Raw genomic sequence first — 16,691 nt, forward strand, 5'->3', positions numbered from 1 at the left:
ATGGGAAAATATTTAAATCAAAAACCTGTTCTTGTTGCAGTAGACTGCATTATTTTTGGTTATGACGGCGATCAGCTAAAACTTTTGGTAATAAAAAGGGCAATAGAGCCTGTAAAAGATAAGTGGAGTTTGATGGGTGGTTTTATCGGTGAACATGAAGATCTTGATGGTGCCGCCAAAAGAATTTTATTGGAATTAACAGGATTGCACGATGTTTACCTGGAGCAACTCCATGCTTATGGTAGTCCGGATCGGGATCCCATCGAACGTACGGTTTCGGTAGTCTACTTTGCACTGATCGATATCAATAAATACAGTAAACAGATTAATGACCAGTACCATGCCGAGTGGTTTAAGCTAAAAGAAGTTCCGGAATTAATTTTCGACCACGATATAATGGTTAAGGCCGCTATGGATAAAATCCGTTATCAGGCAGCCCTCCATCCTATTTTATTTGAGCTTTTACCAAAACGGTTTACTATACCGCAATTGCAGGCTTTATATGAGCAGGTTTACGATTCGCCTATAGATAACCGGAACTTTATCCGTAAGATTACAGCCAGTGGATTGTTAATTAAACAAGCCGACAAGGACAAATCAAGTTCGCGCCGTGGGGCCTTTTATTTTAAACTGGATAAAAACAAACACAAGGCACAGTTTCAGTCTTTTCTTAATTTTATCCCAAAAGCGAGTGAATAGGCAAAGGTTTGAGAAAATGTTACCCATTTAAAAATAAATTTTAAAATTCTTTTTGGGCTTACAAAATTTAAAATCAACCAGTTAGAAGCGCCAATTTTCATGAACTAAAAAAACAATAAAAACATTTTCGAAAAATGTTTGCAAGAAAAGGATAAATCCCTATATTTGCACCTCCTTAAACAAAAGGAAATGATTCCGTAGCTCAGCTGGTAGAGCATTACACTTTTAATGTAGTGGTCCTGGGTTCGAATCCCAGCGGGATCACAGAAAGCCTCACAGAAATGTGAGGCTTTTTTGTTATAATACTACCGAAGCCTGGTTTGAAATTCTATTGAAAGAAATTTGTATAGGCTTGAGAAAGGGAAATCCCAATCGGATTACACTTTCAAAAATTTCTTTCGCTAATGTATGAGCTGCAAGCCTTTCGCTAAAGTAATCAGGCACCTCAATTGTTTTTGATTTTTCACTTACTACCTTTGCTTTTTTTATTCCATTTTTATTTAAAACCATTGCCTCCTGTATATAGACAATCAGTATTTTCATAAATCAAAATTTACGTAAACAATGAAACGTTTAAAGTATGATTTTTTCTTTTACAAATTAAAAATTCGATCAATCTTTATCGTTAATGCTTATATAATTTGATGTTAAACACAAAAAGCGGTTTCTATCCAGATAACCGCCTTTTGTTCATTAACTATAACTATTTATTCACGGGTGTGTAGCCATTTTAAATACCGGCTTTAACTTCGCCACAGGTAAGCATGTTTTTAGGATAATATGGATTCTCGATCGCTTTATCGTTACTGATCCATGTAGTTCCCGTCATTGGGCATACCTGTTTATAAAGTGTAGTTTTTTCTGGTTTAAACCTTTCAATAATCGACCACATCTTAACCGATAATTTATCCATTTCTTTTCGTTGCATATTGATAGATTTGGTACCAGCAATTTCTAAAGCGAGTTTTTTAATTTCTTCCCTCGTTGTAGTTGCTTCATTCATCTGCGCTAACGAAAGCTTTTTAAACTTAAACTGGTCCATTAGCGACGCAAATGCTGTGGCATACTTTATAGCCTGAACCGAGTCAGATTTAATTAGGCTATTTTTTACCCCTAAATAATTGAAGATGATGGCTTCTTTTAGTGCTTCTCTTTTCTCTGCCAGCTGGGCTGTACCTACTTCTTGCAGCGATGTTTTTATCTGGGCACTTAAATTAAAACTTAAGGTATTTAAAGCCAATAAGGCGGTCAATATATAATTCTTCATTGTTTATGGATTTAAGGTGGTTTTTTTAAGGATTTTATCGATTTCGGTTCTGATATCTTTTAAGTGCAGTGCATTGATACCGCTGGTTTGGGGAAGGATTTCGTCAACTTTTTTTCTTATCGCCTGTATATGCGCAATAGCTTCCAGTCTCACATCACTGCGTTGAGCACTATTCATCGCTTTCCCATCGGCCATATCTTTTGGATTGATTAACATACTTACTTTCTCCAGGTAAGAACGCTGTAAACTTCTCAGGTAAGCGTCTTTTAAGGGATCAAGCGAGGGTTTCTTCCACACAGTAGGTAAAACATCGTTTAAGAACTCACTCACCGGATATGGATCAGTAGAACTTAAAGCTTTTTGACTCAGGTTGAACAGCAAGCCCGGACTTAAAAACATATTCAAAATCTGCGTTTGCTGATCAGAAATTTCGTCCATGGGTTTTACATCAATATACTGCGAAATTTCTTTCGGATAAATCCATAGCGGCGCATCAAAAAGCTGACGCTCAACATAGCCAACCACACTTTTAACCTTTTGTTTAGGAATTTCGGCATAAACTACTCCTTTTTCTTCTACACTGCGCTTGGTAACATACCTATTGCCAATATTTTTCATTACATGGTATAGGTATCTGCTATATTGTCTAACTACAGCTTTATGCAATTGCGACAGATTATCATATTGGTCGCCGGGTTCGTTTGTCCATGTAACAAGGTTGGCCACTACCCTTTTCAGATTTTTAATTCCATAGTCGCTGGCTACAGCAGCATCGTCTCCTAAATCTTCTGCCTGGCTTCTTGGATCTTCGTCTTTACCTTCTCCACCGAACCACAATCGAGGATTTTTGGTCAAGGTATCGGTAGTCATTTTATTTAAGATCTTTTCTTCCGCATATTCATCTTTTTCTCCATCGAAATAACGGTACCCCCAGTTAATGGCCCATTCATCATAGGCGCCAATCCGTGCGTAAATTCCTTTAGGAGAAATATGATCTTCTGGTTGGGCCACATAATTAAAACGCGCATAATCCATAATCGAAATGGTATGTCCGTTTTTCTCTACCCAGGCTTTATCCCTTAATTTTTCAACCGGTGTTTGGCTGCTTGCACCCATATTATGCTTTAAACCAAGTGTATGCCCCAGCTCATGTGAAGAAACAAAACGGATCAGCTGTCCCATTAATTCATCATCAAATTGCATTTTGCGTGCCTTTGGATCTAGCGGGCCGGCTTGCACCATATACCAATCATGCACTAGTTTCATTACATTATGGTACCAGCCTACGTGGCTTTCCATAATTTCGCCACTACGTGGGTCGCTGATGCGAGGGCCATAAGCATTTGGCGTTTCAGAGGCATAATATCTGATCACCGAGAAACGGGCATCTTCAAGGCTCATGGTGGTATCTGCTTCAGGCCATTCTTTACCCATGATTGCATTTTTGAAACCTGCCTGCTCAAAGGCTTTTTGCCAATCGTTTATTCCCTGAATAAGATATGAACGCCATTTTTTTGGTGTGGCCGGGTCGATATAATACACAATCTGTTTTTTCGGCTCAACCAATATCCCTCTTTTGTATTTCGCTAAATCTTCTTTTTTAGGCTCTAAACGGTAACGCTGTATCAAATATTTGGTTTGCGTTCTTTGCTGACCTTCATCAAATAAGATATACTTGTTATTAAAATAGCCTACCCTTTCATCAGCAATGCGCTTTCTCATCGGCACTTTTGGCAATAAGAGCAATGAGGTATTTAGTCTCAAAGTTATTGCACCAGTTAAAGCTCCTGCCGGAACACCTAAACCAGAACTCGAATAGGTTTTGGTTGTTTTAACTTCAACATTAAGCGGGTAACAGTTTATTCTTTCGATAAATGAACGATCATCAGCCAGGCTGCCCAGTTTTTTTTCGCTTTTTTCTTCTGATGCAATTGAAACAACCGGAACATCTTTTTTAAAGAAATCGGTTACCTCAATTACGTAGCTTCCCGTAATCGGGTTACGAGCTTTAATGTCGAAACTCGCAATAATCGGGCTTTCCTGCGATTGCATTACGGCCTGATAGATGGCTTCTGAAGCATTTTTAGTTTCCTGGCGATAAACAACCCCTTTTAAAAAGAGGTTGTTATTATTTCCTTTTTGAAAATAAAGGGTCTGTTCGTTCACCTTTTCGCCACCAAAGCTTCCAAATCCTTGTGGTGTGGCTACATAACGCGTAACTGCAAGTAGGTAACGCCCAAGTAAACTGTCAGGTACCTCGAAAAACCATTTCTGATCTACCTGCCTGAGGTTAAAAAGTCCATTCTGACCAATTGCATTCGTGGGAATGATTTTTTGATAATCAAATGGTCCCTTCTTAGCTGCACTATCAGCTTTAACTATTGGCGTTTTTTGTCCGAAAGCGGTTAAAGAGAAGATGAGCGCCACTGGAAATATAATATGTTTAATATTCATGTTAAAACGGTAGCTTTTCGTCGGTATTTAAAGTAAGGTTAGGGTTTTTCTTAAGTACGTTAAGCGGAAACGGGATAATATATAACCTCGAAGTTGGCAAAAGCGTATAGGTTTGCTGTGGAACGGTTTTGTTTACGACCGGGTATTTACGAACTACTGTTTTTGCGTATTCCGGCTCAGTATTTAATCGCTTTAAATCCATAAACCTGTTAAAACCAAGGAACAATTCTTTTCTGCGTTCATTGATGATAACATCCATGGTTTCCTTTCTGGTTACCGGAACCGGAAGTGTGATTGTACCCGAAATGATGCGTTTTTCTCGGAGTTTGTTTACTACCGCCATTGCACCTGCTAAATCACCTTCCCTGGCCAAACACTCCGCCTGCATTAAGTATACTTCTGTTGTTTTTAAACCTACAGTAGGATAAAAAAACTTGGTATAGGGAACATTATAGTAAGCCGCATTCGAACCAATATCCAAAAAACTCGCACTGGTGGTATTAAAGAACATGTTAAAACGGGCATCATTATTACCGAACAATTCCCGTAGCTCTGGACTAATTAACCAGGTATAACCAAAATTGGTTTCATTATACCCTTGTACATACATATAACTTAATACTTCAGGGTTGTTAGGTGCAATGATAGGAAGTACGTTCGGCCCGCCCTGCACAGTAGTGTAGTTTACTAAGTCAAAGATCTTGTTATTATAGGAAAGTGATTTTTCGCAAGCTTGTTTAGCCTGCGTTATTTCCTTTTTAAACAAATGTACCTTCGCTTTTAACGCCCATGCAAATGCCAGTGAAGGATGATAAGGATCAGCTGGTTTCTCCTGCAGAAATGGAAGTGCCTCATCTAAATCTTTTTGAATAAAATCATAAACCTGGGCCACAGTCGATTTTACAGGCTGTGCCTCCAGATCATATTTATCCATAATGCAGATTCCGCCATCTGTAGCTGCTGTAGCTGCATTATAGGCCTTGGCATATACATTTACCAAAAGGAAATGATCAAAGGCTCTTAGAACCTTAGCTTCTGCCTTAGCCAGCGCTTTTACATTGTCATCACCCTTACTGCCATCAACCAAAGAAATAATGGTGTTCCAGCGGTTAATGTATACATAAGCGCGCTCGTAAAAATTAGAGCTGGTAATCATTGAAACACGGTCTATGTTTTCGTTAAAACTAAAATGCACCGTATTGATGTTCGGCGTTACGCCAATGAAGTTCGATTCTTTAATCCACATATCATCAACCAGATATTGAAAATTGGTCATGATGTATGCCCTGTTTGGATAGGAAACCAGTTCGTAATAATCTTGTGCATTTTCAACAAGGAGCGAACCTGTTGGCGTTAGATCGGTATATTTCTTACATCCCCCTAATAAAATAAGGGCAAAGAATGCTATAAATATGATATTTCTTTTCATTTTGTTAAAAAGTTAGGTTTAGGCCAAATACAAAAGATTTAGGATTTTCTATGGTTCTGGTACCTGTAATCCCTGAATATGATTCAGGATCGATATCATCTCCGGCGGCACTGGCATACCACAGATTGTTTACCTGTGCGGTAAATCTGGCAGATGGAAGTTTAAATTTACCGATCATGCCTTTAGGCAGATTGTAGGATAAAGAAACATTCCTCAATTTGATATAATCGCCCTTAACTACATTTACATCTGCAGCTTGCCACATCGTATTAATGGTACTTGCACTGTTGATTAATGCCTCTGGATAATCGACCAATAAACGCGGTACATCAGGTACATTTCCATTTTTGAAACGCTGACTAATGTTCTCGTCGGTTACATCATATACGCTGATATTTGTTACATCTCTTCTGATCACGTTTCCACCAGAAAACACCAATAGCGCACCTAGTTCGAAGTTTTTATAAGTAATCCTTTGAGAAAATGATCCTGTATAGGTTGGAGTTAAACTACCCATATTTACCAAACTAGCAAAATTATTAAAGCTTTTGATGCTTGATAAGATAGGGTTTCCGCTGGCATCAAAATCGATACTTGCCTTACGGTTCTCATCTAAAAAGTACGGATAACCATTTACCATGCCCCCGTAACGGTAAGCATATAAAGTATTGTATGCAGAACCTTCTATATAATAAAATGATGGCGACGATACATAGTTAGCAGCAGTAGAAAGTGCACTATTTACCTTTCCAATCCGGTTTCTGTTAAAGCCAAGTATAAAGGTCGAGCTTAAAGTTAAGTCGCCTGATCTCAACCAATCGCCACCTAAGGTAAATTCGATACCACGGTTAATCAATGTGCCGTTATTGATCATTCTCGAAGCCACACCAACAGTAGGATCTAATTCGGCAGTCACAATTAAATCAGTACTCTTTTTATAGTACACATCAATACTTCCCCGTAAACGGTTTGAAAGAAAGGCGTAATCTAGGCCACCATTATACGTTTCTGTTTTTTCCCATCGCAATTTCGGATTGGGCAAAGCGATTACATCAATATACTGTAATGATGGAAACAGGTTATCGCTTCTTCTCCTGGCCGTTAAATATTTAGAACTTTCCGAATTTTGGTTTCCATTTACACCATAAGTGGCACGCAGCTTCAATAAGCTGATCCATTTTTGTTCCTGGATAAATTCCTCGTTACTGGCATTCCAACTAGCGCCCACAGACCAAAGTGGTCGGTTTTTATACTCTGGATCTACACCAAAAAAATCAGCCTGGTCTACCCTCACACTACCTGTAACATTATATTTATTTAAATAAGTATAGCCTGCATTAGCGTAAGTAGAAAGATTTCGGTGTTTAACTTCGGTCTGTGTTCTGCCTAAAACTGATAATGTTCTGGTACCACCATAGATATAGCTCGGCAAACCCGTTTGACTGATGGATTGGGTATTGATCAATGTAGAGGTGAGTGTAATCGGATCATAACCGTATCTCAGGTCTTCGATGCCTCTGGGCGAAAAAGTTTGGCGCATCTCAAAACCAGCAATGGCTGATATGGCATGTTTTCCCTTATCAAAGGAACGGTCGAAACTCAATTGGTTTCTGAAAGTATAACTATTGCTACCACGCTCAGATTGGCCATATCTACCTCCGGCAGGAAGCCCATAAGTATATACATTAGATGCAGGTGTGTAGCCAATAAGCGAGTTATAGGCAGCGCGCATTTTATATGAATTTACATCATAGTATTGATCTGATTTGATCGACGTGTTTTCGAACTGAAGCTGACTGGAAAGGTTAAGTCCTTCCATTAGTTTTGCCTGAATATTTGCAAAACCCCTTAACGCAATATTGGTAGAATTTATCTGCCCTTCATCCAACGACTCTAAAATATTAAAGCGGTAAGAGCGGAACTGTGCGTTATTTTTCAAAGCCGCAACCATCGCACCATTAACATTTCCACCAGCAATGCCATCCGGCAAATTCACATAATCGGCATATACCAGACTTCCATCTGGGTTAACAATGGAAGCATAGCGGGGCTGGATACCTTGATAGGCATCATAAGAGGCATCAGTAGTAACTGACTTGGTATAAGTGCCATTAAAACCAAATGTTGTGGTTAGCCATTTACTTACATTGTAAGTGTTTTTAAAATAAATGTTCAGCTTTTGATCATGATTATTAATTACCTTTTGGGCCGAATTATCGATGTTTACAGATGCATATGTATTTGATTTTGCGCTGGCAGAACTCAAAGAAAGATTATAACGCTGGCGGAATGCATTTTGCCAAACATGATCACGATACTGCGCGTAATAATCAGCATTTCTCCAGTTGGCCAGCTGTTCGTTAACTTGATCTACTGTTACTTTGCCTGCATCGCGATCGCGGTACAATTGGTAAAGTGGACTATAGTACTTCGGCGTTCCATTTGCAACGGTACCATAAGCAGCGAACATTGATTCGGTTGTGGTATAACGGGCACGCTCTTTATTGTACACATCAATTTCTAAATCTAAAATATCAGCTGTAGATGCATAATGCATGGAGTTAAAACTAGGCTTCGCATCCAGGAAGAAATCGGTATTTAAAGAGATTTTAACCGGGCTATTTCCTTTTTTCGTGGTTAATATGATTACGCCATTGGCCGATCTGGAACCATAAATAGAAGAAGCCGCTGCATCTTTTAAAACTGTTACCGATTCAATATCATAGGGATTTATATTTTCTAAAGGGGTTTCAGAAGGTAATCCGTCAATCACAATTAAAGGGTCTGTTCTAACGCCGGTTTGTGTAATCGAAAATGTACCTCTTCCACGTATAATCTGTTTATCTGCACCCAAACCATAGGGATTCTTATCGTACGCCAAACCAGCTACACGGCCTTCTAAAGCACCTAAGATATCCGAATTAATTTGCTCATTCAGCTTTCTACCATCAACCACAGCAAATGCACCTGTACTTCTTTCGAGTGGTAGCGACTGAAAACCATTTACCACAACCTCTGCCAGTAAAGATGCATTGGCACTTAACTTAACGGTTACCACCTTTAAAGCCGCACGCCGATCAAACCGTTGCGTAGCAGAAAGATAACCTACATAATTGACCTCTAACGTATTGTGCTGATCGCTTAAATTAAGGTTAAAATGGCCGTTACCGTCTGAGAGCACATATTTATTGGTATTTTTGATCTTGACCGATGCACCGGGCAATGGCGAACCCAAGCTATCCGTAACCATACCATGCAGGATATATTCATCCTCAATATTATCTTTTATTTCTTTTATGATGATGGTGCGGTTATTACTAATTTCGTAGCTAAATACCTGTCCTTTAACCACCGCATCCATAATTGTTTTAATATCAGCAGTGTTTAGTGTAAAGTTAATGGGTATAGCTTTTTTAACCAGTGCTGCATCGTACACAAATTCGTATTTAGTTTTTGCAGAAATCTGCGAGATAACGGTATTTAAGGGCGCTTGTGTAAAGGTATACTGGTTATTTTGTGCTTTTGACTCTATTGATAACAGTACGAGCAGGCAAAAAACGCTTGGCCAGTTCAGTAAATACCTACATCCAGATCGGACGAGGCGAAAGTAATGGTTTGTCATAAAAATTTAGTTGGTTGGTTAATTGATCGACGACGGAACAAACTTATTCTTTAAGCATGATTTTATTCTCTTTGATTTTGAACCTGTAATCGGTGGCCATAGAAATCGCATCAAGTACCTCATCAATATCCGCCTTCCGGGATATTTTCAGGTACAGGTTTTTTTGCGGAATAGATTTCACATCTACTTCCACATTGTACCACCTGGCCAGTTTTTGCATCACGATTGATAAGGGCATATCATTAAATAAAAACGCTCCTTTTGTCCAGGTGTTAAAATCCTCTGCAGAAACAGCTTGGAGATCTAACTTACCCTGATGCGCATTAACCTGCTGATTAGGTTTTAACATCACCCGATCGCCGTTCGCATTCGAAAACTGGATACTTCCCTCTAACAGTGTGGTTTGCGTACCTTCATCTTCAGGATAACTACTCACATTAAACTGCGTACCCAATACCTTGATCTCATTGCCGGCTACATTTACAATAAATGGTTTCAATGGATTTTTGGCAACCTTAAAGAAAGCCTCTCCCTCCACATACACTTTTCTTTCTGATCCGCGGAAATCAGTTGGAAAGCTAAGTTTCGATCCGGCATTTAACATTACCATAGAGCCGTCGCTCAAAATAACCCGATACTCGCCGCCATTTGGAGTAGAAACCACATTTAGTTTCGAGGCCTCAGCAGAATCGGCATTAATGGCCATAAAAACCATTGTTCCGTCTGTCTTGGTACGCACCGTAACACCAGTACTCCGATAAATGACCCTGGCCATTTTTCCATCTAATGCAGTTCTTTTTCCGTTCAAGGTGAGTACCGCCTGAGCTGAGCCTGGAACAACCTTATTGCCATTATTCAAAAACCTCGCAATAAGCAATGTAACGGAAACCACCACCAATAATGTAGCGGCTATTCTCCTAAAATTGCTTGATTTTACGAATTTTAAAATCCGGTTTTCGGGTTTTAAAAACAGTTTAGCTGATAAGGCAGCATGGATAATGGCCAACCGGTCTTCATCAGCATCATTAAAAACATCAGTATGATGCTCAAACTCAGATTGGATTAAATTTTCCAGTTCCTGTTGGTCTACATCTCCTAGATACCCAAACAACTGTTCAAGCTCTGCGGCGTTGCTTTTGTTGGCAATAAATCTTTCGAATAATTCTGGGCTTAAAGGTTTTTTTTCCATCGTTGTCAATCTATAATATGCACGAGATGGACAAACACACTATCGCACTTTAATTTTTTTTTGAAAATATTTTTTCAGCCTTTCAAATAGGCTGCAATGCAGAAAACAATAAACTCTTGAGCGTGAAAAAAGACGTAACGTTTGATGTATTTTGTAGCACTAACCAATTGGTTGCTTACTGTAGAAGGACTCAACGATAATATTTCGGCTGCTTCCTGATAGGTTTTTCCCTCTATTTTGCAAAGCCTGAAAATTTCTTTTCGCTGCGCTGGAAGTTTTTCAATGGCCTCGTTAAGTAATTCTACTCTTTCCTTATTGAATATATAATCTTCGGTCTGATCGTAAAACTCAGCAAAAGTTTCTAACAAATGCCGCTGCATCTTAACATCTAGTGCAAGTTTGCGGAAATAGCCGTAAACGGTATTTTGAGCAACTTTGAATATCCAGCCTTTAAATGATTTTTGCAGATCTATTTCAGCGCGGTTGATCCAAACTTTCAGAAAAACATCCTGTAAAAGTTCATCAACAACTTCGTTAAGCTTAACCATCCGTTGCAATTTCGGCAAAAGCATTTTGCTATACCTGGCATAAATAAAATCAAAAGCATATTGATGGCCATCTTTTAGGGCTTCCAAATACTTTAACTCTTCTTTATCTTGCAGATTATCAGGGAACATTTCCTCAAATCTACAAAATAGAGCTTAGTAATGATCAATTCGCTAATAATTTTAACATTATATAATGAATTATATTATTAATAAGACAGGAAAACATATGTTTTAATAATCTTTTTCGCGTACACTGCTATAAAATGCATTTTTTGCACTCTATTCAATATAGCGTTGCCCGTATAAAGGGAAAAGTCTAGCGAAAGCTTTAAGATTAGCTACACTGATCAACTATTGCCTCAACCTGCATGGGAATAACGATTGATCTTAATTGAAATAATGCGAATGACTTCTCTGCTTCCTGCTATCCGGTATTATAGATTTTCTCACGTTTTTGCAAGAAAGGGTGAAAGTTCGCATTGGCAGTAATTAGCCTGTACCAATTTTACATCGATAGCCGGGCAAACTCAGAAATAATGTCATTAAGTTAAGCCTGGTTACTGACAAACATAATTAACCACAGATAAAAAGGATGCAAACAGATATAAATATCTGTGTTTATCTATGTCCATCTGTGGTTAAAAACTCTTAACTTAATAACATGGAGCTCAAGCAAGGCAAAATATCTGCAAAAAAGCGGAACTCAGCAGATCTTTTAAGCTTCCTGTTTGTGCGCGCTATAGAATATGTATCAACCTACGAGGAAGTCAAGTTTTAAACTGGACTTCCTTAAATTATTTCGTTACAATCTCCACTTTACCCCCATTTATAAATAAATTGTGAGAAATAAAATATCCATTATTTGCTTTCCCGTTAACTTTAATGTCGGTAATGCCCCTTCCCTTTCCAGGTTTGCTTATCGTTAACAATTTCCCTGTACTGGTTTTCCATTTAACCTCATCAAAAAGCGGAGCAGTAACCAAGTATTCGGCATCCGTGGCCGAGAATGGATACAGACCTAAAGCGCTGAACACATACCAGGCCGACATTTCACCAGCATCATCCATTCCCGAAAGTGCCAAACCATCGGCCCCAATACCATAGAGCTCGTTTAAGATTTTATCAATAATTTTCTGTGATTTTTCTGGTTTCCCGATAAAGGTATAAGCAAAAGGCGCTTCATGATCGGGCTGGTTACCCTGGCAGTATTGACCAATCATGGTTTCTACATTCCTTGCAATATATTTTGGGTTCCAGGGCAGAGTAAATAAAGAATCTAACTTGGATTCGAACCCTTTTGCGCCGCCGTACAGTTCGATTAAACCTTTCATGTCGTGTGGGGCGTAAAACGAAACCTGCCAGGCATTGGCCTCTCTGTACATATATTCGTAATAAGGGTATTGTGGATTAAACGGTTTGATCCAATCGCCATTCTCTAATCTGCCCCTCATAAAACGCGTGCCCGGATCGAACATGTTTTTATAGTTTTTCGATCTGGCCATTAAGGTGCGGTAATTGCTGCTATCGCCCAGTTTTTTGGCGATCTGGGCCAGCGAATAATCATCGTAAGCGTATTCCAATGTTTTGGAAACCCCTGCCTTAGCTTTGGTTTCGACATGTGGGTTTTTAACATCTGGATCTGAGATATAGCCCTTCTCGATATATTCTTTCACAAATGGGCGGGCACCACCATCTACATTGGCATTACGCAATAAAATCTGATAAGTACCCTTAATATCGAAATCATCAATTCCCCTCAAGTAAGCGCCTGCAATAGAAGATGCGCCATGGTCGCCATGAAAAAACGTCGGGATGAAACCGGTTTTGTCGCCAACCTCTTTCATCGATTTAATTACATCCAGGGTAACTTTAGGTGTAATTAAGCCAAGCAGTACATCCTTATTGCGATAAGTATCCCAAAGGGAAGGTTCGGTATAATAATTGAAATTACCCTTTATTACAGTGTGCTTAGCATCTTTAAATTCCCCGTTTACATCACTCCGCAAAGCCGGCCATAAAAAAGAACGGTACAAACAAGAATATAACATTTGCTTCTGTTTTTCGGTACCACCCTTTACCTGGATGGCAGATAAAAGCGTTTCCCATTTTGCTGTCGCTTCATTGCGGATCTCCTGAAAAGTCTTGTTGCCAATCTCTTTTTCCAGGTTTTCTTTGGCATTGGCCGTACTTACAAACGATAAGCCGATTTTAAGTTCTACAGGCGCTGTACCACCATCAGCCAAGTGCACAATCGCATAACCTGAGCGTTTACCTACATCAGTCTGATCCAATTTTTCTATCTTGCCATTTACCGTTGCGTAGAAATATACATTTTCACCACCTTGGAAGCCCTGTATGGCAGACATTCCAACCTGTTCGATATTCCAGGTAGAAACCCTGCTATTGGCCTTTCCCATGTCGAAAAGAATCTGCCTGTTACTGCCATTTTTATATTCATATTGATGAAATCCACACCTCAAGGTTGAAGTAAGCTTTACATTTATCTTATAATCATTAAGATAAACCTGGTAAAAACCTGGTGCCGAACTTTCATTTTTGTGCGAAAATTTCGATCCGAATTTACCCTTAGCATCAGATAACGGTAAAATAGGAATGTTGCACAGGTTCCAGTGCCCTTTATTGGTGTGTGCAAAGCCATAAATAGTATCATCTTCATATTCGTAACCAGCACCAGATCCAAATTCGGTAATCGGACTTAACTGCACCATCGCATTCGGCAACGCGCTGCCTGGAAAAGTTAAACCCGCCCACGATCGCCAGCCCTGTGGCAACTCGTAACCTAAAATTTTAGGATCGGTTAATGGCGCTGTGCCGATAAAAGTATTTACATATCTGGTAAAAGATGTTTTGGGTTGACTTTGAGCAGTAGATATGCGCGTAAGGCTTAAAAACAAGATTAAAGTTAGCAATTTGGTTAGCGATTTCATTTTAGATAAAACGTTTTAGTATGTCATATCAAATATATAAAATCTATTAAAATCAAATCTAAAATATCATAATAGTTACCAGCTAAAATTTCGCTAATGCAAATATCAGATGCTTAAATAACTGAATAGTATGCCAATAATCGATATGTATTCATTAACGAGCAGGCCATACAATAGTTTGATAATCTATATATTTGAATACACACTAATCAAATAACCAACATGTTTTTTAACTGCAAGCAAGCTATTCTCTGCACGCTAATCTCATTTTTAGCCTTTAGTTTTTACACACCTGTTTTCGCTCAAAAGAAAGAAAAACCATCTTTATTGCTTTGGGACGATAAACCTGCAAAAAACTGGATGACAGAAGCCTACCCTATTGGTAATGGTCGCATTGGTGGTATGATTTTCGGTGGTGTTAATCAGGAACATATTCAGTTTAACGATAATACACTCTGGACAGGCGATGAAAATGATCGGGGCATGTACCAGGCTTTTGGCGATATATTTATTGATTTCGATAATAAAGAACAAAATTTCAGCAATTATACACGGAAATTAAATTTAACGGATGCTGTCCATTCCATCAATTACACTCAAAATGGGACCAGCTATAAACGTGAATATTTTTGCAGTTTTCCGGATAAAGTAATGGTTTTAAGGTTAACTGCTGATCAGAAAAAATCATATTCGGGTACGGTTAGACTTAAAAACGCACATCAGGGCAATATCACGGTAAACGGAAATACCATCCAGTTTGCAGGTAAATTACCTAACGGAATGCCTTATCAGGCTACTGCTTTCGTTAAAATCGAAAATGGGAGCAGTCACGCAGTTAAAGACGATGATGGTGAAAAATTAAAAATCGATAATGCCGATGCCATAACCATCCTTTTTACCGCTGCTACTAATTACAGTAATAAACGCAGTGAAAACTGGAAGGGAGAAGAACCTGCTTCCAAGATAGACCGCATACTGAAACAAGCAAGTACAAAATCATATTCAAGTCTTTTAAAAGCACACGTTCAGGATTACCAGCAATTATTTAACCGTTTGGCAATTAATTTAGGTCAGAATGATATTAAAAACAACAGTTTACCAACTTATCAAAGACTTATCAATTATAAAAAAACTTCTGACCATGGATTAGAAGCCTTAATTTTTCAATACGGAAGATACCTGTTGATCAGTTCATCACGACCAGGAGGTTTACCGGCCAACCTGCAAGGCCTCTGGAATGAAAGTAATACTCCGCCCTGGGGAAGCGATTATCACTCCAACATCAATATCCAGATGAATTATTGGCTGGCTGAGCCGACTAATCTTTCTGAATGCCAGATCCCATACCTGGATTACATTAACAGCATGCGCGAAGTGAGCGCCATAGCCACCCATAAACAATATCCGAATACCCGCGGCTGGACCGTAAAAACAGAAAATAATATTTTCGGGGGAATGAGTTTTTTGTGGAACACGCCTGGAAGTGCCTGGTATGCACAAGCACTATGGGAGCACTATGCTTTTACAAAAGACAAAGATTATCTAAAGAATTTTGCTTACCCGATTATCAAAGAAATCTCTGAATTTTGGGATGACCACTTAAAAAGAAGACCAGATGGTACCTTGGTATCGCCGTTGGGCTGGTCGCCGGAGCATGGGCCAACTGAAGATGGCGTAACGCACGATCAGCAAATTGTAAACGATCTATTTACCAATTATATAGAAGCAGCCGAAATTTTAGGCATTGATGGTGATTACAAAAAACACATTGCTGATCTTAAAGCACACTTATTAAAACCTAAAATTGGCAAATGGGGCCAATTACAAGAATGGGAAACCGACCGGGATGACCCTAAAGATCAACATAGACACATTTCTCATCTGTTTGGCCTGCATCCAGGGAGAGAAATCAGTACCATTAAAACACCAGAACTTGCCAAAGCCGCAAGGGTAACTTTAACTGCCCGTGGCGATGAATCAACAGGATGGTCTATGGCTTGGAAGATTAACTTTTGGGCCAGACTACAGGATGGCAATCATGCCTACAAGATATTACAGAACTTCATTACGCCAGTAGGTGGCTCGGGTACCGATTACAATAAAGGTGGCGGGATTTACACCAATCTTTTCTGTGCACATCCACCCTTCCAGATTGATGGGAATTTTGGTTATACAGCCGGCGTTTCAGAAATGCTTTTGCAGAGCCAGGCTGGTGAATTGCAGTTTTTACCTGCCCTGCCCGATCAATGGTCAACAGGTAGTATCCAGGGTTTAAGAGCCCGGGGCAACTTCGAAATTACCGATCTGCAATGGAAAGATGGTAAAGTTATAAGACTGTCGATCAAATCGTTATCGGGCGAAGATTGTACGGTGAGATCTCCTAATGCGTTAAAACCTAAGCTTAAAGGTATCGATGAAGAAAAATCAGGAAATGACTTTAAATACCGTTTTAAAACGCAGGTTGGGAAAATATATAGTTTTGAAAGCTAGTATGGTCGTCATTGCGAGAAGGCTTTTTCAGCCGACTAAGCAATG

General features: G+C 39.2%; 10 protein-coding genes and 1 tRNA gene. 3 read left to right on the forward strand and 8 right to left on the reverse strand.

Annotation, left to right across the window (positions count from 1 at the left end):
* Together AC1RJ8_RS00290 and AC1RJ8_RS00295 are read left to right on the forward strand one after the other, a co-directional pair.
* The gene (locus tag AC1RJ8_RS00290; RefSeq protein ID WP_477584590.1) at nucleotides 1–699 is read left to right on the forward strand and encodes an NUDIX hydrolase; all 699 of its coding nucleotides are present in this window, start codon (nucleotides 1–3) and stop codon (nucleotides 697–699) included.
* Between the two features lie 191 nt (nucleotides 700–890).
* A tRNA-Lys gene (locus AC1RJ8_RS00295) sits at nucleotides 891–963 on the forward strand.
* Nucleotides 964–996: 33 nt separating this feature from the next.
* Here the strand turns inward: AC1RJ8_RS00295 and AC1RJ8_RS00300 are convergent.
* The 8 genes from AC1RJ8_RS00300 to AC1RJ8_RS00335 all read right to left on the reverse strand — a co-directional run bounded on the left by AC1RJ8_RS00300 (nucleotide 997) and on the right by AC1RJ8_RS00335 (nucleotide 14,156).
* Nucleotides 997–1,242 (reverse strand): hypothetical protein, encoded by a 246-nt coding sequence (locus AC1RJ8_RS00300; RefSeq protein ID WP_492952320.1) that lies wholly within the window; start codon nucleotides 1,240–1,242, stop codon nucleotides 997–999.
* A gap of 187 nt (nucleotides 1,243–1,429) precedes the next feature.
* A complete protein-coding gene (locus tag AC1RJ8_RS00305; protein WP_492952319.1) occupies nucleotides 1,430–1,966 on the reverse strand; it encodes a DUF3347 domain-containing protein in 537 nt (178 codons plus the stop codon).
* A 3-nt stretch (nucleotides 1,967–1,969) separates the two neighbouring features.
* Nucleotides 1,970–4,420, reverse strand: a complete 2,451-nt coding sequence (locus AC1RJ8_RS00310; protein WP_492952318.1) for a zinc-dependent metalloprotease — start codon at nucleotides 4,418–4,420, stop codon at nucleotides 1,970–1,972.
* 1 nt (nucleotide 4,421) lies between these two features.
* Complete coding sequence (locus AC1RJ8_RS00315) at nucleotides 4,422–5,849, reverse strand: RagB/SusD family nutrient uptake outer membrane protein (protein WP_492952317.1); 1,428 nt, start codon at nucleotides 5,847–5,849, stop codon at nucleotides 4,422–4,424.
* A 4-nt stretch (nucleotides 5,850–5,853) separates the two neighbouring features.
* The gene (locus tag AC1RJ8_RS00320; RefSeq protein ID WP_492952316.1) at nucleotides 5,854–9,471 is read right to left on the reverse strand and encodes a SusC/RagA family TonB-linked outer membrane protein; all 3,618 of its coding nucleotides are present in this window, start codon (nucleotides 9,469–9,471) and stop codon (nucleotides 5,854–5,856) included.
* A gap of 43 nt (nucleotides 9,472–9,514) precedes the next feature.
* Nucleotides 9,515–10,660 (reverse strand): FecR family protein, encoded by a 1,146-nt coding sequence (locus AC1RJ8_RS00325; RefSeq protein WP_492952315.1) that lies wholly within the window; start codon nucleotides 10,658–10,660, stop codon nucleotides 9,515–9,517.
* A 74-nt stretch (nucleotides 10,661–10,734) separates the two neighbouring features.
* On the reverse strand, nucleotides 10,735–11,337 hold the full coding sequence (locus tag AC1RJ8_RS00330) for an RNA polymerase sigma factor (protein WP_492952314.1): 603 nt from the start codon (nucleotides 11,335–11,337) through the stop codon (nucleotides 10,735–10,737).
* 665 nt (nucleotides 11,338–12,002) lie between these two features.
* Nucleotides 12,003–14,156 (reverse strand): GH92 family glycosyl hydrolase, encoded by a 2,154-nt coding sequence (locus AC1RJ8_RS00335; RefSeq protein WP_492952313.1) that lies wholly within the window; start codon nucleotides 14,154–14,156, stop codon nucleotides 12,003–12,005.
* Between the two features lie 222 nt (nucleotides 14,157–14,378).
* Between AC1RJ8_RS00335 and AC1RJ8_RS00340 the strand changes: the two genes are divergently transcribed.
* Nucleotides 14,379–16,646 (forward strand): glycoside hydrolase family 95 protein, encoded by a 2,268-nt coding sequence (locus AC1RJ8_RS00340; protein WP_492952312.1) that lies wholly within the window; start codon nucleotides 14,379–14,381, stop codon nucleotides 16,644–16,646.
* The last annotated feature ends 45 nt before the right edge of the window (nucleotides 16,647–16,691 follow it).

The organism is Pedobacter sp. GW822-FHT03F06, from assembly GCF_058801365.1.

What these genes read in the sequence shown, in the direction of transcription:
- AC1RJ8_RS00340 (WP_492952312.1), top strand. Translation starts at nt 14,379, where the DNA reads ATGTTTTTTAACTGCAAGCAAGCTATTCTCTGCACGCTAATCTCATTT.
- AC1RJ8_RS00315 (WP_492952317.1), bottom strand. Translation starts at nt 5,849, where the DNA reads ATGAAAAGAAATATCATATTTATAGCATTCTTTGCCCTTATTTTATTA.
- AC1RJ8_RS00290 (WP_477584590.1), top strand. Translation starts at nt 1, where the DNA reads ATGGGAAAATATTTAAATCAAAAACCTGTTCTTGTTGCAGTAGACTGC.
- AC1RJ8_RS00325 (WP_492952315.1), bottom strand. Translation starts at nt 10,660, where the DNA reads ATGGAAAAAAAACCTTTAAGCCCAGAATTATTCGAAAGATTTATTGCC.
- AC1RJ8_RS00305 (WP_492952319.1), bottom strand. Translation starts at nt 1,966, where the DNA reads ATGAAGAATTATATATTGACCGCCTTATTGGCTTTAAATACCTTAAGT.
- AC1RJ8_RS00300 (WP_492952320.1), bottom strand. Translation starts at nt 1,242, where the DNA reads ATGAAAATACTGATTGTCTATATACAGGAGGCAATGGTTTTAAATAAA.
- AC1RJ8_RS00320 (WP_492952316.1), bottom strand. Translation starts at nt 9,471, where the DNA reads ATGACAAACCATTACTTTCGCCTCGTCCGATCTGGATGTAGGTATTTA.
- AC1RJ8_RS00335 (WP_492952313.1), bottom strand. Translation starts at nt 14,156, where the DNA reads ATGAAATCGCTAACCAAATTGCTAACTTTAATCTTGTTTTTAAGCCTT.
- AC1RJ8_RS00330 (WP_492952314.1), bottom strand. Translation starts at nt 11,337, where the DNA reads ATGTTCCCTGATAATCTGCAAGATAAAGAAGAGTTAAAGTATTTGGAA.
- AC1RJ8_RS00310 (WP_492952318.1), bottom strand. Translation starts at nt 4,420, where the DNA reads ATGAATATTAAACATATTATATTTCCAGTGGCGCTCATCTTCTCTTTA.